The sequence below is a fragment of the Priestia aryabhattai B8W22 genome (assembly GCF_000956595.1).
Classification (GTDB): Bacteria; Bacillota; Bacilli; order Bacillales; family Bacillaceae_H; genus Priestia; species Priestia aryabhattai.
The window spans coordinates 86,271-111,793 of sequence record NZ_JYOO01000018.1 but is presented as its reverse complement, the minus strand read 5'-3'; the positions used below and the strand labels follow the sequence as shown (position 1 = coordinate 111,793).

21 protein-coding genes and 1 riboswitch are annotated in these 25,523 nt (G+C 37.6%); of the genes, 18 read left to right on the top strand and 3 right to left on the bottom strand.

The window, feature by feature from the left end:
- From N178_RS15390 to N178_RS15365, 6 genes are all read left to right on the top strand, one after another.
- Nucleotides 1-711: 3D domain-containing protein (locus N178_RS15390; protein ID WP_045293267.1), on the top strand; the 711-nt coding region annotated here is incomplete at its 5' end.
- 155 nt (nucleotides 712-866) lie between these two features.
- Nucleotides 867-1,478: a flavin reductase family protein gene (locus N178_RS15385; RefSeq protein WP_045293266.1), complete on the top strand. Its 612-nt coding sequence runs from the start codon at nucleotides 867-869 to the stop codon at nucleotides 1,476-1,478.
- A gap of 351 nt (nucleotides 1,479-1,829) precedes the next feature.
- On the top strand, nucleotides 1,830-3,107 hold the full coding sequence (locus N178_RS15380; RefSeq protein ID WP_028412189.1) for an ABC transporter substrate-binding protein: 1,278 nt from the start codon (nucleotides 1,830-1,832) through the stop codon (nucleotides 3,105-3,107).
- A 72-nt stretch (nucleotides 3,108-3,179) separates the two neighbouring features.
- Nucleotides 3,180-4,034, top strand: coding sequence for a carbohydrate ABC transporter permease (locus tag N178_RS15375; RefSeq protein WP_014461372.1), 855 nt, complete (start codon nucleotides 3,180-3,182; stop codon nucleotides 4,032-4,034).
- 68 nt (nucleotides 4,035-4,102) lie between these two features.
- Complete coding sequence (locus tag N178_RS15370) at nucleotides 4,103-4,909, top strand: carbohydrate ABC transporter permease (RefSeq protein ID WP_013055640.1); 807 nt, start codon at nucleotides 4,103-4,105, stop codon at nucleotides 4,907-4,909.
- A 193-nt stretch (nucleotides 4,910-5,102) separates the two neighbouring features.
- Nucleotides 5,103-5,837 carry a sugar phosphate isomerase/epimerase family protein gene (locus tag N178_RS15365; RefSeq protein ID WP_045293265.1) on the top strand — a complete coding sequence of 245 codons (735 nt, stop codon included), beginning with the start codon at nucleotides 5,103-5,105 and terminating at the stop codon, nucleotides 5,835-5,837.
- 30 nt (nucleotides 5,838-5,867) lie between these two features.
- Here N178_RS15365 and N178_RS15360 read toward each other — a convergent pair whose 3' ends face one another.
- Nucleotides 5,868-6,383, bottom strand: a complete 516-nt coding sequence (locus N178_RS15360; protein ID WP_045293264.1) for an N-acetyltransferase — start codon at nucleotides 6,381-6,383, stop codon at nucleotides 5,868-5,870.
- A 485-nt stretch (nucleotides 6,384-6,868) separates the two neighbouring features.
- On the opposite strand from N178_RS15360, the gene N178_RS15355 reads away from it, so the two are divergent.
- The 10 genes from N178_RS15355 (at nucleotide 6,869) to N178_RS15310 (ending at nucleotide 21,364) form a co-directional block, all read left to right on the top strand.
- On the top strand, nucleotides 6,869-8,476 hold the full coding sequence (locus tag N178_RS15355; RefSeq protein ID WP_045293263.1) for a GGDEF domain-containing response regulator: 1,608 nt from the start codon (nucleotides 6,869-6,871) through the stop codon (nucleotides 8,474-8,476).
- Nucleotides 8,477-9,526 carry a HEAT repeat domain-containing protein gene (locus tag N178_RS15350; RefSeq protein ID WP_045293262.1) on the top strand — a complete coding sequence of 350 codons (1,050 nt, stop codon included), beginning with the start codon at nucleotides 8,477-8,479 and terminating at the stop codon, nucleotides 9,524-9,526.
- On the top strand, nucleotides 9,516-10,925 hold the full coding sequence (locus tag N178_RS15345; protein ID WP_043980132.1) for a glycosyltransferase family 2 protein: 1,410 nt from the start codon (nucleotides 9,516-9,518) through the stop codon (nucleotides 10,923-10,925). The genes N178_RS15350 and N178_RS15345 overlap by 11 nt, the downstream gene beginning before the upstream one ends.
- Nucleotides 10,922-14,170, top strand: coding sequence for a hypothetical protein (locus tag N178_RS15340; protein WP_045293260.1), 3,249 nt, complete (start codon nucleotides 10,922-10,924; stop codon nucleotides 14,168-14,170). Before N178_RS15345 ends, N178_RS15340 begins: the two co-directional genes overlap by 4 nt.
- Nucleotides 14,171-14,177: 7 nt before the next feature.
- Nucleotides 14,178-14,546 carry a response regulator transcription factor gene (locus N178_RS15335; RefSeq protein ID WP_045293258.1) on the top strand — a complete coding sequence of 123 codons (369 nt, stop codon included), beginning with the start codon at nucleotides 14,178-14,180 and terminating at the stop codon, nucleotides 14,544-14,546.
- Nucleotides 14,536-17,412 (top strand): ATP-binding protein, encoded by a 2,877-nt coding sequence (locus N178_RS15330; RefSeq protein WP_045293256.1) that lies wholly within the window; start codon nucleotides 14,536-14,538, stop codon nucleotides 17,410-17,412. The genes N178_RS15335 and N178_RS15330 overlap by 11 nt, the downstream gene beginning before the upstream one ends.
- Nucleotides 17,413-17,866: 454 nt before the next feature.
- On the top strand, nucleotides 17,867-18,241 hold the full coding sequence (locus N178_RS15325) for a DnaJ family domain-containing protein (protein ID WP_045293254.1): 375 nt from the start codon (nucleotides 17,867-17,869) through the stop codon (nucleotides 18,239-18,241).
- Nucleotides 18,242-18,277: 36 nt separating this feature from the next.
- Nucleotides 18,278-19,084, top strand: a complete 807-nt coding sequence (locus N178_RS15320) for an alpha/beta fold hydrolase (RefSeq protein WP_045293252.1) — start codon at nucleotides 18,278-18,280, stop codon at nucleotides 19,082-19,084.
- 12 nt (nucleotides 19,085-19,096) lie between these two features.
- Nucleotides 19,097-19,684, top strand: coding sequence for a histidine phosphatase family protein (locus N178_RS15315; RefSeq protein WP_045293250.1), 588 nt, complete (start codon nucleotides 19,097-19,099; stop codon nucleotides 19,682-19,684).
- A gap of 360 nt (nucleotides 19,685-20,044) precedes the next feature.
- The gene (locus N178_RS15310) at nucleotides 20,045-21,364 is read left to right on the top strand and encodes an aspartate aminotransferase family protein (RefSeq protein WP_028412199.1); all 1,320 of its coding nucleotides are present in this window, start codon (nucleotides 20,045-20,047) and stop codon (nucleotides 21,362-21,364) included.
- A gap of 169 nt (nucleotides 21,365-21,533) precedes the next feature.
- A riboswitch (SAM riboswitch) is annotated at nucleotides 21,534-21,633 on the top strand.
- A gap of 243 nt (nucleotides 21,634-21,876) precedes the next feature.
- Here the strand turns inward: N178_RS15310 and N178_RS15305 are convergent.
- Together N178_RS15305 and N178_RS15300 are read right to left on the bottom strand one after the other, a co-directional pair.
- Entirely contained in the window at nucleotides 21,877-22,506 is a 630-nt protein-coding gene (locus tag N178_RS15305; RefSeq protein WP_045293248.1) for a hypothetical protein, read from the bottom strand.
- A gap of 53 nt (nucleotides 22,507-22,559) precedes the next feature.
- Nucleotides 22,560-23,138 carry a YkoF family thiamine/hydroxymethylpyrimidine-binding protein gene (locus N178_RS15300; RefSeq protein WP_237758485.1) on the bottom strand — a complete coding sequence of 193 codons (579 nt, stop codon included), beginning with the start codon at nucleotides 23,136-23,138 and terminating at the stop codon, nucleotides 22,560-22,562.
- Nucleotides 23,139-23,651: 513 nt separating this feature from the next.
- Here N178_RS15300 and N178_RS15295 point away from each other — a divergent pair.
- Together N178_RS15295 and N178_RS27840 are read left to right on the top strand one after the other, a co-directional pair.
- Complete coding sequence (locus N178_RS15295; protein ID WP_045293243.1) at nucleotides 23,652-24,995, top strand: 5'-deoxyadenosine deaminase; 1,344 nt, start codon at nucleotides 23,652-23,654, stop codon at nucleotides 24,993-24,995.
- 143 nt (nucleotides 24,996-25,138) lie between these two features.
- Nucleotides 25,139-25,273 (top strand): hypothetical protein, encoded by a 135-nt coding sequence (locus N178_RS27840; protein WP_272946335.1) that lies wholly within the window; start codon nucleotides 25,139-25,141, stop codon nucleotides 25,271-25,273.
- Nucleotides 25,274-25,523 lie beyond the last annotated feature (250 nt).

Sequence of the window (25,523 nt, the reverse complement as noted above, 5' to 3'; positions counted from 1 at the left end):
GTATTAGAAGCAGCAAAAAGTAGCTTAGCGGCTAAACAAGCTGAATTAGATAAAAACGTTAGCGAAACAAACAGCAACGTTAACAACTATGCAGAAAAATACAGTACGGTCGTAAATGAAATTGATGCAGCTTCTTCAGAAAAAGCAAATCTTCAGTCTGAACTAACAGGCATTCAAGATAAGATTGCAAAAGAAAAAGAAGCAGCTCAAAAGCAAGCTGAGCAAGTGGCAAAACAGCAGGCGGCTGAAAAGGCTGAGGCTGATGCAGAAGCAAAGCGTCAAGCTGAATTAGCAACAGCTAAGAAAGAAGTAAAAACAGAGCCGAAACAAGAAGTGAAAACAGCTGCGGCTACAGAGAAGAAAGCAGCCGTTTCTTCAGAAGCAAAAGAAACGAAAAAAGAAGAAAGCACACAAAAGCATTCTGGAAAAGAAATGTATGTAGAAGCAACAGCTTATACAGCTAATTGTGCAGGCTGCAGCGGCGTAACAGCGACTGGACAAAATGTAAGTTCAGGCACTCATAAAATTATTGCGGTAGACCCATCCGTTATTCCATTAGGTTCGAAAGTATATGTAGAAGGATACGGAGTGGCAACAGCAGGTGATACGGGCGGTGCGATTAAAGGATATCGAATTGACGTATTAGTACCTTCTGAGTCAGCTGCAAAAGCATTCGGACGTCGTACAGTGAAAATTACGGTGTTAAATTAACGAAATAGGCTGAGACAAAAGCAGTTTAGTTGAAGAAAGATCCGAACGAGCAATCGTTCGGATCTTTTTATTGTGTTGGTGAGCAAGTTGCTAGCTAATCTATGTTCTTTTCGTTACCATACAATAAAGTAAATGGAAGAAAAGGAGTGGGTAAAATGAAGATAGTTAATCCAGTGGTACAAAGTGCAAAAGACAATTATCATTTGCTAACAGGTGTTGTCATTCCTCGGCCAATTGCGTTTATAACAAGTCAAAATGATGACGGTGTAGTGAATGCCGCGCCGTTTAGTTTTTTTAATGTAGTTGCGGCAGAGCCTCCGCTGATTGCCGTTTCGGTTTCGAGAAGTGAAGGTCAAATGACGAAAGATACGGCCAAAAATATTAGTGTATCTAAAGAATTTGTAGTTCATCTTGTAGACGAAAACTTAGTGGAACAGGTGAATCAAGCGGCATCTTCTTACCCTTCTTCCGTGAGTGAAGTCGAGGAAACAGGGTTAACACTAGCACCGAGCAAAAAAGTGCAGGTTCCTGGAATTCAAGAAGCCAGCATTCGAATGGAATGTAAGCTTCACCAAATTGTTCCATTAGGAACGGATGAGGCATACAGCTCAGATTTGTTTATCGGTGAAGTTGTGATGTTTCATATTAGTGAAGAAGTGATAGAAAACGATCGCGTTTCTGCAGAACGTGTGAAGCCAGTGAGCCGGCTTGCGGGTTCTAACTATAGTAAATTGGGGCAATTATTTTCCTTAGAACGTCCCAAATAAGCAAGAAAGTGTTACTTATGTAGCAAAAAAATAGTATACATTGGATTTTTTTTAAGAAGCGATTGTGTTCTGTTTCAACAACGACAGTACATTCGCTTTTTTTCATGAACGAAAAAGTTAATAGAAACCATAATAACAAAATCAATTTAGAAAAAGGCAAAAATGTAAGGTTTTTGCCTTTTATATTTACCATTGAGGAAAAAGGTATTCATTCATATAATTTAGATTAAGTAAATTGTATACGCTTTCAATATACAGAATTATTTTTCAATAATTTTCTTGAGAAAGAGTCATGAGCGTCTACAAAAAAACTTGCCACACTAGGAGAAGAGATTATAGGAGGGGTATTCATTGAAACGTTGGTTTAGTTTAATCAGTTTTGCACTCATTTTAACCCTAGTACTTGCAGGATGCGGAGGAAAGTCTGCTAATGAAACAAGTGGTAGCGGTGGAAAAGAAGTTGTTGCATGGGCTTGGAATATTAACGTACCAGTATTAAAGAAAGCAGCAGCAGAATACCAAAAAGAGAATCCAGGGTTTAAATTAAAAGTAGTGGATATGGGACGTGAAGACGTTTATTCAAAACTAACAACAGGATTGCAAGCTGGCGGAAAAGGTCTTCCTGATATTGTATTAGTAGAAGACGATCGTTTCCAAGGATATTTGGATGCATTTCCAAAAGCATTTTTAAACCTATCTAAAAAAGGATTTGATAAGCAAGAAGATAAATTTCCAGAGTTTAAGAAAGCTCTTTTATCAAAGGATGGGGACATGTACGGCTTCCCGTTTGATGCAGGTCCAACAGGCGTTTTCTACCGCACAGATTACTTTGAAAAAGCAGGCGTAGATCCAAACAGTATCAAAACATGGGATGATTACATTGCGGCTGGTAAGAAAATTAAAGAAAAAGTTGGCGTTGATTTACTAGGTTTAGATTTTAATAATGACGATGGCTTATTCCGAATGGCGCTGACGCAGCAAGGTACGTTCTATTTTAATAACAAAGGTAAGCTCAATTTAACTTCTAAAGAAGCGAAAAAAGCGATGGAGTTAAATAAGAAGTTAAAAGAAGCAGGCATTGTTAAAAATACAGTGGGCTGGGATGCTTCAATCAGTGCTTTAGCAGAAGGTAAAGTAGCAAGTTCACCATCTGGTGCTTGGCTATCTGGTTCTATTACACAGCAGGCTCCAGATTTAAAAGGAAAATGGGGAGTATTTTTATTACCTTCGTTTGAAGAAGGAGGCAACCGTGCTTCTAACTTAGGCGGAAGCAACTATGTGATTTCAGCAAATAGCCAAAAAGCAGATGAAGCGTACAAATTTATGGAATATTTCTCAACAACGGATAAAGTTCAAGAAGAAGCGATGAAGGGCGGATTATTCCCATCATTAAATACCGTATATTCTTCAAAATTATTCACTGCACAAGATGAGTACTTTAACAATCAAACGATTTGGAAAACATTCGCAGATGAAATGAAAGATATTAAGCCGGTTAATTTTACAGGCAATTACTCAGTTGCAAACAGTGAAGCAGTCAAAGCTGTGTCAGAGGTAACAAATGGTAAGGGCGTTACAGACTCGCTTGAAGCAGCTCAAAAACGCTTAGAAAACCGAATTCAAAAATAATCAAGAAGCATAGAAGGTGATTTCTAGAAAATTGCCTTCTATCTCTTCTTCTTGCGGTACTAGGAGGTCATCATGAAGACAAATAAATCATTGCCTTACTTATTTATTGCTCCAGCACTTTTGCTGTTCGCGCTGTTTACCATCTATCCTATTTTTTCATCGTTTATTCTAAGCTTTCAGAGTATGGAAGGCGGAAAGTATGTATTTACCGGGTTATCAAACTATACACGTTTGCTCGGAGATGATATTTTCTGGAAAGCGCTTGGAAATACGGGGATTATTTTAATCGTTCAAGTACCCGTCATGATTTTATTAGCGCTTGTACTAGCTAACGCGTTAAACAGTCAGCTTTTAAGACTAAAAGGTTTTTTCCGAGTTTCATTTTTCTTGCCTGCAGTAACGTCGCTAGTTGCCTATTCTATTTTGTTTTCAATCATTCTTCAAGATGAAGGAATTATGAATACTATTTTAGGGTTTTTCGGTATCGATGCCATTCAGTGGCTGGGAGATCCTTTCTGGGCTAAAGTCTCAATCATCGTTGCGATGACTTGGAGATGGACAGGTTATAATATGGTTATTTTTCTAGCAGCTCTTCAAAGCTTATCTCATGAAGTTTACGAAGCAGCTGATTTAGACGGGGCAAATCGTATTCAAAAGTTTTTCCACGTAACGGTTCCACAATTAAAACCCGTTATCTTGTTTGCTACTATTTTATCAACAATTGGCACGCTTCAATTGTTTGACGAACCTTTTAACTTAACAAAAGGCGGCCCTGCTGATTCCACGATGACGCTAGGCTTATATATTTATCAAAATGGCTTTAAATATTTTGATTTTGGATATGCTTCAGCCATTGCGTACGTTGTTGTATTATTAGTCGGTATTTTAACGTTCTTCCAATTTAAATTTACGGGTGATAAATCATGAGTGTATTAGAGAGAGTAGAAGCAACCGCAGTAGCTACCATGCCTAAGGTTAAAAAGAAAAGCAACATCATGCGTAAAATAGGATTATACAGCATGCTTGGGCTGTTCACGATTATCTCTATTTTTCCGTTTTACTGGATGATTATCGGCGCTACGAATGAATCAGGAAAAATGTTTACAAACCCTCCAACGCTGAAGCCTGGCGATCAATTTATGACAAATCTACAAAATTTAAATGCTTCAATTGATTTAGGGCGCGTCTTTTTTAACTCAGTATTTGTTTCAGTCGTGTATGTGATTGTAGCTTTAATGGTTTGTTCTACAGCTGCATATGCGCTATCTAAATTTGAATTTAAAGGACGAAACGCAATTTTTACAACGCTTTTATTGTCCATGATGATTCCATATCAAGCAACGCTCATTCCGCTTTTTCAGCTGATGTCGAATTTTAATTTGCTTGATACGTATTTTGCTCTTATTGTTCCGCAGCTTTGCTTTCCGTTCGCTATCTTTTTATTACGTCAGAACTTTTTAGCTTTTCCAACGGAACTGATTGAAGCAGCACGTTTGGACGGTGCTGGAGAGATGAGAATCTTTTTAACCATTGTGCTTCCTTCTATGAAGCCTGCGATGGCTGCAGCAGCTATTTTCTTATTTATGACACAGTGGAATAACTTTATGTGGCCTTTAGTTGCGACTACATCAAACGAAATGGCTACATTGCCGGTTGCTCTTTCAAGCTTAATTGGATTATCGATCATTGATTACGGTCAAGTAATGATGGGGGTAACGATTGCCACCATTCCAATTATTGTCTTCTTCCTAGCACTTCAGCGTCATTTTATTTCCGGAATGCTTGGAAGTGCAGTAAAATAAAAAGCAGCAGATGTTGAGAAAAAAGTATGTTAGTTAAAGGAGGATCCGAACGAATCTTATTATTGATCGAGAATCAAATTCGTTCGGATTTTTTCCTTTCTAGGATGAACGTAGATTTGATTGTAGTTAATTGCTTCTAGCTGTTGATTTAGCCATAGTTCAATCACTTTCTTAATGAACAGGGGGAGAGAAGATGGGAGAAATACCTATAGGAGTTCAGCTTTATACGCTACGTGAAGAAACGAAAAAAGACTTTAAAGGAACTCTTCAAAAAGTAGCGGCTTTAGGGTATCAAGGGGTAGAGTTTGCGGGGTACGAAGGATATACAGCGCAAGAAGTAAGAGCATGGTTAACGGATTTACAGCTGAAGGCAGCTTCTAGTCACGTGCCGCTTGAACAATTAGAATCAAATTTAGAGCAAGTGATTCACTTTGAGCAGCAAGTTGGAAATTCACATATTGTTTGTCCTTATTTAATGCCTGAACGACAAACTGAAAAAGGATATTTCGAACTTATTGATTCTTTAAATTACATTGATGCTTATTGTAAAAAAGAAGGCCTGTCGTTTAGCTATCATCATCATGATTTTGAGCTGGAAAAATTGTCAACTGGAAAGTCAGCTCTCCAAACGATTCTAGAAGAAACTGGGGTAAACGTCGAGCTGGACATTTATTGGCTCACTAAAGCAGGCGAAGATCCAGTTGAGTGGATGAAGCACTATCGAAATCGTACGCCTTTTATCCATTTAAAAGATATGACAGCAGACAGTGAGCAATTTTTTGCTCCTCTTGGTACCGGAGGCGTAGATGTAAAGGCTGTCATGCAAGAAGGACATAGAGCAGGAGTAAAATGGTGGATTGTTGAACAAGATCAGTGCAAAGAAAATCCTCTTAGCAGCATAAAAAAAAGCTTAGCATATATCAAATAAAAAAACGAACAGACGCTGTCTGTTCGTTTTTTATTGATAAGCTGGAGTCCATTCAATCTCTCCGCACTTATTTGTATAATCAATATTTACCTCAAAGTTATGTTTTTCATAAAAATGAATCAATCTTTCGAGATGATCCCAGTCGCGCTCAGCAATATCGCCTTTAATAACATGAACATTTTGATCAACCGCTACTTCTTTTAAATAATTCATACATACAGAGCCATATCCCCTATTAGCGGGACCTTTAATGTCACCGATAAAAATCGTGTGATTATCTTCATATACGCCATCGATGGCAAAATCCCAAGCCCCTCTATAGGCTTTTGTACATTCATTTAGCATAATTTTACATGCGCTTCCGTCATTTTGTGCCGATACAATAACTAACTGATTATCTTCAGGCTGATCGACACCAATAACTTCGTACTTTTTAGCAATTTCTTTTAAATTATCCTGCATGCGAAATAGCTGAAACTCTAAATCATCAAGTGTTTCTTTTAGTTCTTCTGCATTCTGGTTTTTTTCTGTAAGCTGAGTAAACATTTTATACTCCTTTCCGTCTGTTTTCGGTCTAAGTGCGCCTATGACAAAGAGGACACGGTGTATAAAGCGAAACTTTATTTAGCAAAGTATCTGCCTTAGTAAAAATATAAAAAGGAAAGAACCTGATTTGATTGATTATTCATCAAAACGGCTGCTTTCCTTAACATTCACTTTTAAATTTTTCACAACGTGTATAAGGGTAACAAAGACTCATTAATTTTGTCAATAAGGTTGTAGATCTATTTATAAAGAAGATAACAGGGCATTTTACTTATTAGAAAGGGAAAATAATGAGTGAAAAAAGAATCATTTTAAAGTAAAATCATTAGAGGAAAAGTATGGTTAAAAAGGAATTGCTTTTCATTTAGAAAAAACATACTTAAAATAAAAGTAAGAAAATATTTCATTTACTTACAAAATATTATAAAAAATGGATGGATTAATATGGGGTAAGTGTTAACTATATCGAACAAAGGGTGTATAAGATGGATAAATATCAAATTGCATTATTAGCTAATGTGCGTAAGCAGCTGCAAGAGTGGACTGATCAAAATGAAGAAATACTTCATGAAGAGGTGTACCGCTTTTTGCATTCAATTTCTGGAACGTCTGCGACTATTGGACTGCATTATTTAGGAGATCGTTCCCGCGAATTAATGGAAGCTGTTGAAAAAAAACAGAAAAAAACCTGGGATTACGCGGAGTTGAATACTTTTTTATTAGATATTATTAAAATTTGTTATCAAGATGAAATTCAATCCGCAGAAGATATAAATAAACTGATAGAAATCAGTGAACAAACAGCTAATATTTTACTTGTTGACGACGACCTTTCAATGCTGATGTATTTAAAAGAACAGTTTGAAAAACAAGGGTGGTACGTATTAGCAACTGCGTCTAAAGAAAAAGCCATTACGGCTTTTTACGAATTAAAGCCGGATTGTTTTGTTGTTGATGTACATATGAAAGACTGTACAGGCTTTGACATTCTTTCATTTTTACGTGATAAAACAAAGCAACTGTTCGTTCCGATTGTCATGATGAGCGTTGATAATCATAGAGAGACGCGTTTGAAGGCTTTTAAATTAGGGGCCGATGACTTCCTTGTTAAACCTCTCGATATGGAAGAAAGTCTGCTTCGAATTGGTCACCATATTGAACGAAAGCAGATGTTTAACTCCTATTTAATGTTTGATGAATTAACAGGAGCCTATAACCGAACGTATTTAAAAGAAATCTACAGTCAGCAGCTATCCAGCTACGACCGCTTAAAAGATCCTTTTTGTTTAGCGATTTTAGATTTAGATTTCTTTAAGAAAATAAATGATCAATATGGACATCTTATGGGAGACCGCGTGCTGCAAGCATTTGTAGAGTATATGAAGCATGAAATTCGTCCAACAGATCACATTTTTAGATATGGAGGCGAAGAATTTATTCTTTTACTGCCAAAAACCAATATAAAAGAGGCAGAAACAGTATTAAATAGATTATTGGAGTTCTTTGTGAAAAAAGTGTTCACACATCAAAGCGATTCGTTTTATTGCAGCTTTTCCGGCGGAGTTGTAGAAGTTCATAACACTGAATGGCCGTTAGAAAAAGCGCTTCATCAAGCTGATGAAGCATTATATATAGCGAAGGAATCAGGACGTCAAAGAATTGTAGCTTCTTCTCAAAGCAAGCTGGTTAAAAAGCGAACGCTTCGTATGGCTATTATTGATGATGATTCTATCATTCGAACGATGCTGAAAGAGCTTTTAAGTAAGATTGATGTAGGAGATCGCTATGAAGTGAAAATAGAAGTGTTTAAAGATGGCATCGAATTTTTTGAGTCTCAATGGATTAACTCTAGCGATCACTACTTTGTTATTTTAGACGGAATGATGCCTAAAATGGATGGCTTAGAGGTGCTGCAAAAATTAAGGCAGCAGAAACGTCACGATCAGTACACGGTTATTATGCTTACATCACGAAACAGCGAACAAGATATTCAAAGAGCATTAGAACTTGGGGCAGACGATTACATGACAAAGCCATTTAAGTTAATGGAGCTTGAAGCGCGCGTACGTCATTTAATGAAGAAGGTGAAATAAATGGCGATGTCTATTCAAGTGGTATATGTCTTATTTGGGGGATTGCTATTGCTTTTAGTCAGTTTTCTAAGTTATTTACTTATTCAAAAGGCACGTTTAAACGCTTTTCGGGCAAAAGTAGAATCCTATAAAGACAGTATGAAAGAATCTCTTTTTATTTATTTATACAGAAAAGATGAAGAACATCGGATAGAACCTAAAAATAAAATAGAGCTGGCGGGTGTAGAGGAACTATTGAGCGGTTTTTCTGCAGCTGTGCAAGGCGATGACATTCTAAATAACATCACGCTCTATGCGGAGAAGGTTTTTACACCCAAATATAAAAAAGAGCTGCATCATTCTAGGTGGAGTGTCAGAATGAATGCCCTTTATGCTATTGAAGACTTTGGTCTCACTACGCTAACAGACCAATTACTAGAAATGTATGAGAAGAAAAATAGTACAGCGGCTGAAAAAAATCAAATCTTAAAGATTTTAGTTAAGCTAAACCGTCCTGAGTTTGTTATGTACATGACGAATACTTCTAAACCGCTGTCTGAATTTATGTACCGCTCTTTGTTTGGAACAATGAACAGTGAGCAGTTTCAGCAATTTATTAATAAATTTGAAGACCTGCAAGAAGAAATTCAGCTGCCACTCATTGATATGATCGGTATCAATCGTAAATTAGAGTATATAGATTTCTTAAAAGTGCACATGAAAAGTTCATCAGAAGAACTGCGAATTCGTTCGTTGAAATCACTTAACGCTTTATCTTTTCCATTAAAAATAGAGGAGCTCACGAAACACCTTCAATCAGATATGTGGCAAGAGAGAATGATGGCTACAAAACTAGTAGGCAAAACGAGAGATGAGAAGGGATTGTCACTTCTCGAGCAGTCGCTAAAAGATTCTCATTTTCTTGTGCGTTCGAATGCTGCTCAGTCAATGATGAAAATCCCAACAGGTACAGAATACTTAGTTCATGTATACGAAACGACTGATGACAAGTTTTCGAAAGATATGGCAGCAGAATGGCTTGAAAAAGGAGGAATTACGGTTGTGGAATAGTGTTTGGCATCTTTTATTGTCCATTTGTGGATGGGCTGTATTTGCTTATATGATTTTTGTGCTTTGTTTTTATTTTATGATGTTTATCATCTCTGCTTTTCAACTGCGAAAGCAATATCAATTAAATGATGAAGAACCTTATGAAGATTTGCTTGCGGTCAGCTATACAACGCCGTTATCTATATTAGTTCCCGCTTATAACGAATCTGTCGGGATTATTGGAAGCGTGCGTTCGCTGCTTGGAATTGAATATCCAGAATATGAAGTAATTGTAGTAAATGACGGATCTTCAGATGATACGCTAGAAAAGCTCATCGAAGAGTTTTCTCTTGTAAAAATGAATCGAGTTGTGAGAAAGCAAGTGGAGACGAAAGAAGTAAAAGCTGTATATCGTTCTAAATTATACGATTATTTATATGTAGTCGATAAACAAAATGGGGGAAAGTCAGATGCATTAAATGCAGGAATTAATTTATCCAACTACCCTTATTTTTGTTCGATCGATGGCGATTCAGTATTAGAAAGAGACGCTTTTTTAAAAGTTATGAAGCCAATTATTGATTCAGACGGAGAAGTAATTGCTTCAGGGGGAAGTATTCGAATTGCAAACGGATGTAAAATCGAAAACGGTGCGGTCGTATCAATTGGACTTGATACGCAGCCGCTTGTTGTGATGCAGATTATTGAATATTTACGTGCCTTTCTTATGGGGCGCATTGGTCTCAGTCGCCATAATTTATTACTTATTGTGTCAGGAGCATTTGGCGTATTTTCTAAACGCTGGGTGATTGAAGCTGGGGGGTATTCTCATACAGTCGGTGAAGACATGGAGCTTGTTGTTCGCCTGCACCGACTGATTAAACAGAAAAAAACCAACAATCAAATTGTTTATATTCCAGATCCAGTATGCTGGACAGAGGCTCCTGATGAAATCAAATATTTGCGAAGACAGCGGAACCGCTGGCACCGGGGTTTATTTGATAGTCTCTGGAAGCATAAAGAGATGCTGTTTAATCCGAAATACGGAAGTATCGGAATGATTTCCATGCCTTATTTTGTGTTTATTGAACTAATCGGGCCGGTCATGGAAATGTTAGGCTATTTGTTTATTGTCATTTCCCTAGTTGTAGGCGGGATTTATGTAGAGTTTGCTTATTTGCTTTTTCTCTTAATGGTTGTATATGGTTCTCTTTATTCGATGGCGGCCGTTTTGCTAGAAGAGTGGAGCCTTCGCAAATATCCAAAAGTATCTGATATCGCTAAGCTGTTTGTCTTTTCCCTGACTGAATCTTTTTGGTATCGCCCTCTAACTGTTATATGGCGCTGTCATGGATTGTTGGATGTTATTCGCAATAAAAAAGGCTGGGGAGACATGCAGCGAAAAGGAGTTTCACAATGAAAAAATGGTTATTAATCGGCGGCATTATTTTGGTTATGGTAGTAACAGCTTCGCCATTTCTTATTTGGCAGCTAAAGAAACCAACTGATTTGAATCTGCTTGTCATTGATAAAACAGTGCCAGATCAAACGTTTCGGGAGCATCAGGGCTTAATGTGGATGCTGAATCAAGCGAAAGTACGCAAAGACGGGAAGCCTTATGAAATCTCAAAAGATTATGCAGGGTTTTATCCGAAGGGAAATAAAACATACAGCATCAAATCTCTGCCAAAAACAAACTCTGCAGATATGATTTATATCACGGACACGTACGGTGTATACAAAGAAGATTTAGGCGTAAAAGCTAAAAGGGGAGATCGCTCTCAGTTGGTGTATGGCGGCATGACTTCTGAAGACGTAAGCTACGTTAAGAAAGCGCTGAATGGACGTACAAAAACGCTGATTGGAGAGTTTAATACATTTGGAAGCCCTACTTCTTTAGACGTTCGTAAAGAACTGTATGAATTGTACAATGTGACGTGGTCCGGCTGGATTGGTCGCTATTTTGAGGAATTCGGCAGTGAAGAAGTTCCTGCTTGGGTGAAAAGTGCTTACAAAAAGCAGTACAACAAAGAGTGGAACCTTACAGGCAAAGGCTTACTGTTTGTTAATGAATCCAATAAGCTCGTTATTATAACGGAAAAAGAATTAAAAGAAAACCCAGTATGGTTTCAATATACAAAACAAGGAAAGAAAACATTGAATTTACAGAATGAATCGGCTTATCAATATTGGTTTGACGTAATTACGCCGCAGCAAAAAAGTGATGTGCAGGCTCAGTTTGTCTTTCACTTGGATTCGGAAGGGAAAAACAAGCTAAAGGAAAATGGTATTCCCTTGTCCATACCAGCAGTCGTTCACCATAATAAAGAGCGATATGATACTTATTACTTTGCAGGAGATTTTGCAGATCAAGGAGAAGTACCTTCCATTTATCAAACCTCTTTTTACCCGGTGTGGAAGAAATGGACAGAGAAAATCGGAAAAGAAGATGAGTCTTCTTTTTACTGGACTGTTTACCTGCCTCTTATGAATAAGATCATAGATCAACAGCAAAATGAATCACAGCCTGCTTCTGTTACTTTTAATAAAAATATGGAAATCTATGAAGATGCTGACCGTAAAGTAGCAGGGAAAGTAGGAAAAGATTATTTGCAAGTTTATCAAAACGGCAAGTGGCAAGATGTGCTGATTAAAGGAGTAAATATGGGCATTAGTAAGCCAGGTCATTTTCCTGGTGAGACTGCTATTTCGAAAGAAGAATATTTGCGCTGGTTTAAAGAAATTGGAAAGATGAATGCAAACTCAATCCGCGTATACACTATTCACCCTCCCGCCTTTTATGAAGCGCTTGCTGAGTATAACCAAAAAGCCAAGAAACCCATTTATCTTTTTCATGGGGTATGGGTGAATGAAGAAGTTTTCTATGATTCACAAGATGCTTTTGCAAAGAAAAATACAAAAGAATTCGAAGCTGAAATGAAAAGGATTGTAAACGTTATTCACGGAAATGCAACGCTGCCAAAGCGTACGGGACATGCTAGCGGAACGTATACAGCAGACGTGTCTCCTTATGTTTTGGGCTGGATTATAGGAGTTGAATGGGATCCAACGGTAGCCCTTTCGACAAATGAAAAACATAAAGGAATGAAAGATTTTAAAGGGGAGTACATCTATACCGAAAAAGGCAACCCTTTTGAAATATGGCTTGCGCAGCTCATGGAAAAGACAATTTCCTATGAGCAGGATAAATATGATTGGCAGCGGCCTATGAGCTTTACGAACTGGGTGACGACGGATTTATTGACGCATCCATATGAGCCTTCTGAAGACGAAGATAAAGTGTCTGTTAATCCTAATTTAATTCACACAACTAAAAAATTTGAGCCGGGCTTATTTGCCTCTTATCATATTTATCCGTACTATCCTGATTTCTTAAATTATGAACCTCGTTATCTCGCTTATAGAGACCATCGAGGAGAGAAAAATAACTACGCAGGCTATTTGCAAAATATGAAAGAAGTTCATCATATGCCCGTTCTTGTTGCTGAATTTGGCATTCCGGCTTCGCGAGGACTTACCCATAGAAACGTATACGGTTGGGATCAAGGCTTTCATACGGAACAAGAACAAGGAAAAATTCTGTCGCGCTTATGCGAAGATATTGTGGAAGAGAAAATGGCTGGCGGTATGGTCTTTACATGGCAAGATGAATGGTTCAAGCGAACGTGGAATACGATGGAGTACGACAATCCGAACCGCAGGCCATTTTGGACGAATTTGCAAACGGGAGAGCAGCATTTTGGCCTGTTGAGTTTTGATCCAGGAACAAAGCTAAAAGTCAAAGTAGACGGCAAATCAGATGATTGGAAAAAGCTGAACAGCAAGTCGGTATATAAGCCCTCTAAGAAGTTAAAAGCATTGAACATTACAAGTGATGAAGGTTATCTATATCTACACGTGAGTGCAAAAGATTTGGAAAACCAAAAGCTTTATTTCTTGTTTAACACGATTAACAATCAGGGACAATCAAAGATTCCTCAAATTCCTTCTTTAAAAACAAAAGGAATTGATTTTGTAGCAGAATTAAACGGGAAAGAAGACAGTCACTTGCGGATAGACAGCTATTACGATACGTATTATTTTTCGTATGCTCATCAGCTTCAAATGATTCCATTGGTAAAAGGAACCGATACAAAAGATAACGGCATGTTTAATCCAATTAGGCTCGCCCTTAACAAAGAATTAGCGATTGGAGAGGGGGAAAATAAGAGAAACATTCCTTTTGAGGCCTATGAAACAGGGGAGCTCCAAGAAGGAAACAGCGACCCTAACTCTTCTTCGTTTGATTCGTTAGCAGATTTTAAAGTGAATGAATCAAATGGAATTGCTGAACTTCGCATCCCTTGGGCGCTTTTAAATGTAAAAGACCCGAGTCAAAAAGAAATAATGGGAGATATTTGGTCTAAAAAAGGATTAGAATCCAGCGAAAAAATAAAAGGAATTCAAGTGGGAGTCGTAGCTGTTAATAGGAAGAACAATGACGTGGTAGATACGTTTCCAACTCAGAAAAAAGGAGAACTTTTATTAAAAGATTTTTACTTATACAAGTGGAAAAATTGGGAGTATCCAACTTTTCACGAACGAATAAAGCCGTCCTACTTCATATTGCAAAAAACGTATGGACGACTACAAGCGGAGGAATAACAAAACAATGGCAAAAATTTTATTAGCGGAAGATGAAGAAGTGCTTCGTATGTTAGTGGTAGATACGCTTGAAGATGAAGGACATGATGTGACGGAAGCAGAAAATGGTGAAGAAGCTTTGAAATTTATTAAAGAACGTGATTTTGACTTAATTATTTTGGATTATATGATGCCCGTGTTCACCGGGCTTGAAGTCATTCAGCAGCTGAAAGAAATGAAAGACAAGCGCCATACAAAAGTATTGATGCTTTCAGCTAAGAATCAAGCTGCTGATCAAAGCAGAGTGTTAGAAGCGGGGGCTGCGTATTTTATGTCTAAGCCGTTTAGTCCCCTATTACTGGCCGAACGTGTCGAGGAAATTTTAGATGAACAATAAACTAAAACGAAAAAGTATCTCAACCCAGTTCATCCTCTTAGCAAGTATCCTTTTACTTGCTTTTGCAGCGGGTTCAACTGTACTTGTCGTACGGCAAAAAGAAATTACAGCTGATTATGCCCAGTACAGGGCACAAGTACGGGAAAAGGCACAGCTGCTATCTACAATTGATAAATCAATGAACAGAGCTTTTTTACAGGCTCGCGGTTTTATTGCGTTTGATTCAGAGGATATGTATAACCAGGCTGCAAGTCAGCAAAAAATTATCGAAGAAAATCTCGATCGACTTTCAGGTCTAGCCGCAGATAGACGTGAGCGTACGTTTGTAAATGAAGCGACGGTGATGCTAAACACGTATTTTAATCAAACGCTTCCTTATTTTAAAAATATTTACGACAAAAAAGGTATTGAAGGAGTCCGCTCTAGTCCTGAGCGGAAGACTGCTTCTAAATCAATAGAACAAATGCAAAAAGAACTTGATGACTACCAAAGTGAATTAACTAAAGACTTAAATACACAGTACGATGCTACGTCGAGTGACATGCAGAAAAGTCAGACGCTCTTTATTTTATTTTTAGCGTTTACAGTGGTCATTTTATTGTTGCTTACAAGGGTACTACTAAATAAGTTTGTAAAGCCGCTGAGTCAGCTAGCATATACGGCAAGCGAAATTGCTGCTGGAAAAGAAATGCCTATAGCTTTTGATGAACAAAGAAAAGATGAAATCGGCATGCTATCTCAGGCTTTTTACAAAATGGTATCGACTTTGCAAAATAATGAACAGGAGTTAACGGCTCAAAACGAGGAGCTGATTGCACAGCAAGATGAGTTGCACAGTCAGCAAGATGAACTTCAGCACGCATTAGAATTGACAAAGGAACGGGAAGGAGAGTTAGAATTGCGCAATTTATTTGTGCATGGACTAACCAATTCTCTTCACAAGCAAGAAGTTCTCACGAGTGCTGTCACAAACATGAGCCGAGTGATGAAAGCTGATCACGGTTTTATTATGCTAACTGATGAAAAGACACATGCTTCATTTGGTCTATCTTCATCAAGTGTTCAACAGATGGTGGCAAATCTTCATAATAATTATGTTGATCATGTGCAAAAGACGAAAAAATGCATGGTAGTAAAAAGAGAGTGTATAGAACATGAGCGCCTATATCATCAGCAAACGTTTTATTTGTATGATGTTATCGTACCGGTGCTGTCTTCAAAAGGAGATATGCTAGCCTATATGTTTTACAGCCGCTACGCGGATGAATACACAGAACATGAATTACAGACATTTGAAATACTGGCCAAACAAATCACGATTGCTCTTGAAAAAATTTATATTTACGAAGAGTCTGAGCATGACCGATTGCTATCTCAAGATATTTTAAATTCGATTCAAGAAGGAATGCAGCTTGTAGATACAAGCGGTACGATTCTACAAGTGAATACGAAGATTAGCGAATTGTTTCAATATGAGCATCAAAGCGGGCTTCTTCAGCTCTCTCGCGATCAATGGCTAGATGCCCTCTCTCAAAGAGTTGAAAATATAGGGGAGCTAAGACAATACGTTGAAGCCATTTGCAAGAGAGAGCAAGTAGAAAAGTCTTTTGTTTATTACCTGCACACGGAAGGTAAGCGAAAGGTTATAAAAGTTTATAGCGAATACGTATATCGAAACCGTCAGATGTTTGGCGTATTGTTCGTTCATCGTGATATTACGAAAGAATTTGAAGTTGATCAGATGAAGTCGGAATTTGTAAGCACTGTGAGTCACGAGCTGCGAACGCCTTTAGCGAGTGTATTAGGGTTCACTGAGATTATGCTAAACAAAACATTAAAAGAAGAAAGACAGAAGAAGTATTTAACTACTATTTATCAGGAAGCACAGCGGTTAACGTCTTTAATCAACGATTTTCTGGACGTCCAAAGAATGGAAGCGGGGAAACAAACCTACGATAAAAAGTATCAAGACATTCTTCCGCTTATTAAGCAGGTGATTGAAGTCCAGAAAATCCAAACAAGTAAGCATGAATTTGATATGATTTCCGATCAAGAGCATTTTACAGTAATGGGAGATAAAGATAAGCTTCTGCAATTGTTTAATAATGTAATTAGCAATGCAGTGAAATATTCGCCGGATGGAGGGAACGTTACAGTTAAAGTGTATCAAAAGGAACACGCTGTTTATATTGATATTCAAGATGAAGGAATTGGTATACCGAGTGAAGCGCTAGGTCAATTGTTTACCAAATTCTACAGGGCAGATAACTCCGATATGCGCAAAATTGGCGGAACGGGTTTAGGGTTAGCAATTGTAAAAGAAATTGTAAAAGTTCATGGTGGAGACATTACTGTACAATCGGAATGGAAAAAAGGAACAACGTTCACGATTGTTCTCCCGCTTCTACATGAAGTTCAGTACGATGAAGAAATGACGATAAGTGCGAATGATAATCGTAAAAGCGTAGTGATTGTAGAAGATGATAAAAGTTTAGCGACGCTTTTACAGGTAGAATTAAAAGAAAGCGGTTTTCACGTTCGGTATTTTAACAACGGAGAAGACGCATTAAACTCTATTCATCAGCAAAAGCCTGAAGTGATTGTTCTAGATATCATGCTAGGAGAAAATAAGTTAGACGGCTGGGATGTTTTAAGACATCTCAAAGAAAATACAGAGACAGAAAAAATTCCTATCTTAATCTCATCTGCTTTAGACGAAAGAAGCAAAGGATTAGAGCTTGGGGTGTGTGAGTTTCTGATTAAACCCTATCAGCCTAGTAAATTATCCAAAACGATTCTCCAGCTGCTTTTGAAAAAACAAGAGCATGAAGGAGAAATTATGATTCCATCAGATAAAGAAGAGTAGAAATTTGGTGAGGCTTCGTTATACGTACGGAGTCTTATTAAACGAAAAGAAAATTAGTAAAGTAATAAAAAAATATTGAAAACGCTATCAAAATGTGGTTCTATAGAAAGTAGGCATAACATGATGACCTTAGAATTACCTTTTTCCACCTCCTTACATGCGTAAGGAGGCTTTTTTGTATAAATATAGTAAGATAAGATAACAAAGCCTGATGCAGAATCGGTTATTGAATTTCAGCTCGTTAAGAAACTGCTCAAGAAAGTTTGATAGTGAAAGGAGTGAAGCTCTGAAAATTATTTCACAAAGGGAGGATAGTCTATCCAAGAAGTGAAGGTAGTTCAATTTTTATAATCATAGTATAATAAAAAATACGGTTATAAAAGCTGTGTTTTTTATACATCTTTTATATAGAAGGTAAGATTGAATTTTATATTTTCTTAAAGGAGGTCTTTCCTTGGATATTGCGTATATAATTGCTGAAGAAAGAATTAGACAAGCAATAAAAGACGGTGACTTTGATAAGCTGCCTGGGGAAGGAAAACCATTAAAGTTAGAAGATTTATCACATATACCTAAAGAACTGCGCCAAGCGTATAGGATGTTAAAAAATGCAAATATGATAAGTGATGAACAAGAGCTAAAACGAGATATGGCTACAATCGAAGAATTGATTTCTATATGCACGGATGCTAATGAAGAACAAAGGCTAACAGAGATGCTTACGGAAAAGCGTTTGCGCTTTGAACAGCTCGTTGACAAGAAAAAGATGACAAGTTCTGCAGCTTACAGGAAGTATCAGAATAAAATTTACTCCAAATTTTTTTATTAATGAGTGTAATGGACGAGACGATCGGAGGGTGAGAACTTGCGGCTGTTAATTTTATTGATTAGTATCATATTATTTATTTCGCTTTGTTTTTATATTTTTGCTCCACAAATAAAACGAGGTGCCCAATCGAAAAATGTGCCGGTTTTATTTATTCATGGCTATTTAGGCAGTCAAAAAAGCTTAGGGAAAATGATTAAACGATTTGAACAAAACGGATGGGGAACTAAAGTAGCTTACTGCGTCGTTCAAAAAGATGGAGCTATTCAGTGGAAGCACATTATGAAAGCAAAAGAGGGAAAACTTCCGCTTATTCATATCGTCTTTAAAAAGCCGGATGCCAGTGTTGCACAGCAGCAAAAATGGATTGAAGCTATTATGCAAGATGTACGTGATACATATAAAGCATCTTCTGTTGATTTAGTTGGACATAGTATGGGAGGAGTAACAGCAGCAGCTGTTAGTTTGGCTAACCCTCAATATATTCAAAAGTTAGTTACGTTAGGCTCGCCAATTCAAGGATTAGATTATCAGGAATTAATGGAGATGTATCCTCATGCACGCAATCATATTGAATCTATGGGTGCTCGTGATTTAGCTTTTCACTCTATAGCGTTAAACAAGCTGTACGAAAGTCGTCAAGATTTCTCAAAAGAAATCGACGTTTTTTCAGGAGCAGGAGATGTAGGAGATAAGACAGATGGAGTGGTAACAGTAGAAAGTGCATACGGACTGCAAGAGTTTACCGAACACATTCATCTCCAAACGTTTCATGAAGCACATTCGGATTTGCATGAAAGCTCAGAGGTTGATAAAGCTGTTTATCAATTCTTAAAACGGGATTAAAGGGGGATTACGATGCTTTACTTAATTAGACACGGCCAAACAGATTGGAATAAAAACAAACTTATTCAAGGGCATGCTGATATTTTGCTCAATGAAACAGGAAGGCAACAAGCCAAACGCGTAGCGGAACGTTTTCGAGATATCCATATTGACGTAGTCTACACAAGCGATTTGCTTCGTGCGCAGGAGACGGCTAGGGAAATTGCCGCAGCGGCTAAAGTAGAGAAAGTCGAGGTTTGTGAGCAGCTGCGTGAGCGCTCTTTTGGAGAACTAGAATCAAAGAACGTAGAAGTGCTTCATGAGCTTGTGCCAAACTATGCGACAAATTGGGGAGAAGAACCTTTATATAGTATTGAAACGCTTGAAGCCGCTCAAGAACGGATGGTTCGGCGGTTAACGGAAATTATGAAGGAGTCTATTGGAAAGAAAGTAGCAGTTGTTAGTCACGGGGCGGCAATTAATACATTCATTCATCATGTAACAAGCGGAGAACAAGGAACAGGGACTACTATTTTACAAAATACATCCATTACAACTTTTGCTTATGAAAGTGGAAAATGGCGTCTTGAAACAATCAATGATGCCAAACATCTTGAATAAATATACTTAAAGAGGCTGTGACAGTAGTATTTTAGTTGAGGGAAGATCCGAACGATTAATCGTTCGGATTTTTTTATGGTGATGGTGATCGTAGGTTTCATATATGTAAGTAATTCTAGCTGTGGATTGAAGGGCAAGGCGAAGACTCCTGCGGGAAAAATGGAAGGGATGAGACCCCGCATATTAATTTTATATATAAATATTTATACAATTGATTTTAATAAAAATGCATAGTAAAATAAGTTTTATTACTATTCTATTAAAGCGTTTAGTATAACTGAATTTCCTAATATTGTTTAATAAGTAACTATATTTCGGAATAAGATTAATTGATTTGTATAATTTCAAGGAGGATGTAGCATGTCAAAAGATTGGAGTCACTTATTTGAAAGAATGCCTGAATTGCTAGCACCGACGATGGCTAAAGACCATCCGAATTTGCCCGTTGTGAAAGAAGAAGGTTGCTATTATTATGGATTGGATGGTAAAGAATATCTCGATTTTACTTCCGGAATCGCTACGACAAATGTAGGACACAGACATCCGAAAGTAGTAAAAGCAATCAAAGACGGAGCAGATCAATTATTGCACGGTCCTTCAGGTGTCATTATGTACGAATCGATATTAAAGTTAGCCGATGAGTTAGGAAAAGTAACGCCGGGCAATTTAGACTGCTTTTTCTTTGGAAATAGTGGCACCGAAGCAATTGAAGGAGCCTTGAAATTAGCGAGACATGTCACAAAGCGTCCATATGTTATTTCTTTTTTAGGGTGTTTTCATGGCCGCTCGATGGGAGCTTTAAGTGTTACAACATCGAAAAGCAAATATAGACAATTTCAGCAGCCTTCGGGACTGACGTATCAAATTCCATATGCCAATCCAAAAGAGTGCCCTGCGGAGCTAGACAGCGATGTATACTTTACTGAAAAGCTTGAAAAAGATTTTGAAATACTCTTTAAGCACCAAGTCACGCCTGAAGAAGTGGCTGCTGTTATTTTGGAACCAGTATTAGGAGAAGGCGGCTATATTATCCCTCCGAAAAGTTGGATGAAGAAGTTAAGAGAGATTTGTGATCGTCACGGAATATTACTTATTTTCGATGAAGTGCAAACAGGGTTTGGCCGTACAGGTGAATGGTTTGCTGGACAAACGTTTGATGTCGTACCAGATATTATGGCTATAGCAAAAGGAATTGCTTCTGGAATTCCCCTTAGTGCAACGGTAGCTTCTCAAGAATTAATGAAGCAGTGGCCTCTTGGCACACATAGTACAACATTTGGAGGAAATCCTATTGGATGTTCAGCAGCTCTTGCAACTCTTGAAGTGATGAAAGAAGAACAGCTGCTGGATAATACGAAAAAAATGGGCGCTTATGCGTTAGAGAAGCTGCATCTTTTAAAGGAAAAACATTCAGTTATTGGGGATATCCGTGGTTTAGGACTTATGATTGGAATTGAAATTGTTAATCCGCATACGGGAGAAGGAGATGGAGATGCCTTATTCGAGATTTTGGACTTAGCTTTAGAAAAAGGCGTGTTATTTTATTTTTGCGGAAATGCAAGTGAAGTTATTCGCATGGTACCTCCGCTTACTGTAACAAAAGAACAGATAGATGACGGCATTCGTATGCTAGATGAGGCTATTACTTCTTTTGAGAAAAAGTCAGCTGTAAAAGCGTAATAAAAAAATATAAAAAAATTATATATTTGTAACCTAGTTGTCATAGTAATGGTAGCGATATCATAGTTTTAGAGGGAAAACAATTTTCTGAAAAGTAGTTGACATCTGTTTGTGCAGCATGTAACATAATATTTATCTTATCAACAATTATCAACAAAATTCGACAAACTTCTTATCAAGAGAGGTGGAGGGATAGGCCCTTTGAAACCTCGGCAACGGACTATATAGAACCGTGCCAACTCCCACAAGCAGTGCTTGAAAGATGAGAAGAGACCAGGTTTACTAACAATTGTGATCCCAACCTCTTCTTACAGGCACTTAGACACTGTAAGTGGAGGTTTTAATTTTATGACAAGAAGATGACATTTAGATAAAAAACAGCAGGCGGAATTACCTGCTGTTTTTATATGCTGTAAAATGATAAATAACCTACCAGAATTCCTAGTAAAAGTACCCCGGCTGTAATACCAACAATCCACCACATCATTTTTTTCATCGTTTATTCCTCATTATCAATTGACTGTAGCTATAGATCCGCCAGAAGCGCCAGAAGCCGTGCCATAAGCGGTTTGTCTTTTGATTCCGGCATTTTTAGCTGCAACTTTCCACTGCCAGTCAATTCGCCCGTAGGCTCGATTATTTTGTACCCAAGATTTTGAGCTCTTTTTTGAAATAGACACAAGGGGGTTTACGTTTTTTGTGACTACACCTCGTACACTTTTGACTGAAGTTACCGAGGAGCTTTTTGTGTAATAATCTACATACACCGTTAGTTTTGTTGTTGTAAATCCAGCCGCTTTATAAGAAGCCGTATAAGCTGCTGTTTTGAATAAAGGTGAAGCCGTTCTTGCTCCGTATGTTGCTGTACTTGCAGCTTCGACCGTGCCGCTGCTCTCTTCAATATCCATTTTTAACAGAGATGGATCTCTTAGTGATTGTACAACTTTTTGTTTTTGTTGACGCGACAGTTTCGAAAATTCATACAGTGAACTTTTATCACTTTGCGCTTTCAAGAACTGCGTGTAAGAAGCAACCGTTAAATGAGCAGGTTTTTCACTAGCCTGAACAGAGTTTGGTACGACTAATAGACATAATAATGCACCTATCAGGGAAAAAGAAAAAAACGTTCTTTTTGTAGCCATATTTATATAAATCCTTTCTAGTACTCTATCTTTATAAATAGATAAGAAGTAATTTATCGTTTTGAAGAAGGGCTGTGTGCTGACATATTAACTGTCATCACGACACGAGCTTGCTGTACAGATTTCATAAAACATTCGTATAAAGAAGCGAATACTTTGTTCACATCTCCTTCTAAAGCTGTTGCAAAAGGCACGGTTTCGGCAAATACTCCCTGTTGTTTAACTGCGCCAATTCCGCTTTTGATGATGTCTACATAATGCGGCGTATCTAATGGATACAAAGAAAATTGAGTGGATACAGGGAACGAAGCACAAAGCTGTTGGTTTGAAGGCACGTTTTCTTTTGGTTTTATTTTTCTTTCTTCGAAATATTCTTCGTGACGCCCTGCTGAAAACGTGGCATTCAGCACAATATGCTTTTCTGATTTTCCAGCACTTTTATAAACGGCTTGAACAACTTCAAATACGTCTTTGGCAGTTCCTTCAATAAACGTACTAACACGGTCCGTTTTTCGCTGTACTTTAGACATATCCACTTCGTTTATTGCGCTTAAAATAATATCGATGAAGTTATCGCTCATAACAGAAAGCGTAAAACGACAGCCAACATTTATTTTTTCCAAGTTAATCACCCCTAAAATATAGATTTATAGTTTTTAATCATACAAATCATAAAATAACTTTTCTGTTTTGTATAGAAACAGAAGATAGATTCTTTATTTTTAGGAAATATTACATAGAAGAAACGAAAATAAATTGCATAACATGAAAATTAAGGGTGTTAAGAAAAGTCACATAATGAAAAAGAATAAAAAAACAATGTTAGAACTTCTGACAAAAAACTGGTATGTAGATTGAAAACACCATATTATATATACAAGATCACATTATTCTCCTGCGATTTCGTATAACCTCTTGAAAAAGGGACTTGGGATTTTATCATAAATCCAACCTCCTAGCTGTATAATCAGCTAGGAATTTTTTTTACCCAAACTCTCTATCGCCCATGAGGTTACCTACACTTATTCAACTCAGAGCATACACCATATTATATATAAGGCTAGTGTAAGAAAGATTGCTTGAAGACGTTAGTGTTCGGCTTGAGCTAGAAAAAGATAGATGTTATGAAAGAGGGGAAAGAAGGTATGACGCACACATTAATTAAAAATGCAGAGATTATTACGATGAATGAGAAGAATGATATTATTTACGGTGACCTTTATATTGTTGGAAATCGTATTGCAGCTATCGGGAAAAACCTGCATCCGGAAAAGGTAGATAAAGTCATTGACGCAGTAAATAAAACGATTGTGCCGGGCTTTATACATACTCATATTCATTTATGTCAAACGCTTTTTAGAGGGCAAGCAGATGATCTAGAGCTGCTAGACTGGCTAAAGAAGAAAATATGGCCGCTTGAAGCTTCGCATGATGAAGAATCTATCTATTATTCAGCACTGTTAGGGATCGGCGAACTCATTCAAAGCGGAACTACAACAATTGTAGATATGGAAACTGTTCATCATACGGACTCTGCTTTTCAAGCTATATCTCAAAGTGGAATCCGGGCTCTTGCAGGAAAAGTAATGATGGATAAAAAAGGCGATGATCTACCAAAAGCTCTGCAGGAGACAACGGCTGACTCGATTAAAGAAAGTGTAGAGCTGCTTGAAAAATGGCATAATTCAAATAATGGTCGTATTCGATACGCATTCTCCCCAAGATTTGTGCTGTCGTGTACGGAAGATTTGCTGCGTGAAGTGAGCCATTTATCAGCTGCCTATAATGTCCATGTACATACTCATGCTTCTGAGAATCAAGAAGAAATTCGCATTGTAGAAGCTGAAACGGGTATGAGAAATATCATGTACTTAGATCATTTAGGATTAGCCAATGAGCGCCTTATTTTAGCGCACTGTGTGTGGCTAAATGATCAAGAAAAGCAAATTATTAAAAATCAAGGAGTAAAAGTTAGTCATTGCCCAGGCTCCAACTTAAAGCTTGCCTCGGGAATCGCAGATGTGCCTAGTTTATTAGAGCAAGGCGTATTTTTAAGTCTTGGCGCTGACGGTGCTCCTTGTAATAATAATTTGGATATGTTCAACGAAATGAGGCTGGCCGCTACGATTCATAAACCCTCGTACGGACCAACGGCGATGAATGCAAAGCACGTGCTAGAAATGGCTACAATCGGCGGAGCTAAAGCAGTTGGGCTTGAAAAAGAAATTGGAAGTTTAGAGGTTGGGAAAAAAGCGGATCTTGCTATTTTAAATTTAAATCAGCTTCATACCTTTCCATCTTACGGCGTAGACCCTATTTCCAGAGTTGTGTATTCAGCAACGCGAGGAGATGTAGAACTAACGATGGTTGATGGAGAAATTGTGATGGAAAATCGCGTGCTAAAAACAATTGACCAGGGAATCGTGCTAAAAGAGGCAAATCGTTCGATTGATCGTCTTTTAAAAAGAATTCCACTTTTGATTTCATAAGATGTAAAACAAAGAAGAGGCTGGAATAAAAGTATTTTAACAAGAGTAAAACTCGAATTATTAATCGGAGTTATTGATTAATAATTCGAGTTTTTTGTTGTCAAGGTGAACGTAGGTTTCATCTGTTTAGTTGCTTCTAGCTGTTGATTGGAGGACAAGGCGTAGACTCCTGCGCGAAAAGCGGAACAGATGAGACCCCGCAGGAGCGCAAGCAACGAGGAGGCTCATCGGCCGCCCGCGGAAAGCGAAGCCTTGTGCGGAAATTAACAGCGGTGTAATAGTAGCCTAGATTGTTTATTCGATTTATTTGTCTTTAGAATGGATTTATTTAATTATGTCTCAATCTCTTTTTTGGATAAATGAGTAAAAAGAGTACTGTCGCACAGACTAAAGGGATAGAAGAAATAAATTTTCAAAATTCCAAACTAACGGAAGATAAAAATTTTTATAATGATAGCGTTTTCCACCTTTGCATATCTACAAATTAAGACTATAATAGGACAAAAGATTTTACTTTGAAACGTAAAA

Bases quoted from the DNA above. Each gene is read 5' to 3' on its own strand.
- N178_RS15385 (WP_045293266.1), top strand. From the start codon at position 867: ATGAAGATAGTTAATCCAGTGGTACAAAGTGCAAAAGACAATTATCAT.
- N178_RS15375 (WP_014461372.1), top strand. From the start codon at position 3,180: ATGAAGACAAATAAATCATTGCCTTACTTATTTATTGCTCCAGCACTT.
- N178_RS15370 (WP_013055640.1), top strand. From the start codon at position 4,103: ATGCGTAAAATAGGATTATACAGCATGCTTGGGCTGTTCACGATTATC.
- N178_RS15365 (WP_045293265.1), top strand. From the start codon at position 5,103: ATGGGAGAAATACCTATAGGAGTTCAGCTTTATACGCTACGTGAAGAA.
- N178_RS15360 (WP_045293264.1), bottom strand. From the start codon at position 6,383: ATGTTTACTCAGCTTACAGAAAAAAACCAGAATGCAGAAGAACTAAAA.
- N178_RS15355 (WP_045293263.1), top strand. From the start codon at position 6,869: ATGGATAAATATCAAATTGCATTATTAGCTAATGTGCGTAAGCAGCTG.
- N178_RS15350 (WP_045293262.1), top strand. From the start codon at position 8,477: ATGGCGATGTCTATTCAAGTGGTATATGTCTTATTTGGGGGATTGCTA.
- N178_RS15340 (WP_045293260.1), top strand. From the start codon at position 10,922: ATGAAAAAATGGTTATTAATCGGCGGCATTATTTTGGTTATGGTAGTA.
- N178_RS15335 (WP_045293258.1), top strand. From the start codon at position 14,178: ATGGCAAAAATTTTATTAGCGGAAGATGAAGAAGTGCTTCGTATGTTA.
- N178_RS15330 (WP_045293256.1), top strand. From the start codon at position 14,536: ATGAACAATAAACTAAAACGAAAAAGTATCTCAACCCAGTTCATCCTC.
- N178_RS15315 (WP_045293250.1), top strand. From the start codon at position 19,097: ATGCTTTACTTAATTAGACACGGCCAAACAGATTGGAATAAAAACAAA.
- N178_RS15310 (WP_028412199.1), top strand. From the start codon at position 20,045: ATGTCAAAAGATTGGAGTCACTTATTTGAAAGAATGCCTGAATTGCTA.
- N178_RS15305 (WP_045293248.1), bottom strand. From the start codon at position 22,506: ATGGCTACAAAAAGAACGTTTTTTTCTTTTTCCCTGATAGGTGCATTA.
- N178_RS15295 (WP_045293243.1), top strand. From the start codon at position 23,652: ATGACGCACACATTAATTAAAAATGCAGAGATTATTACGATGAATGAG.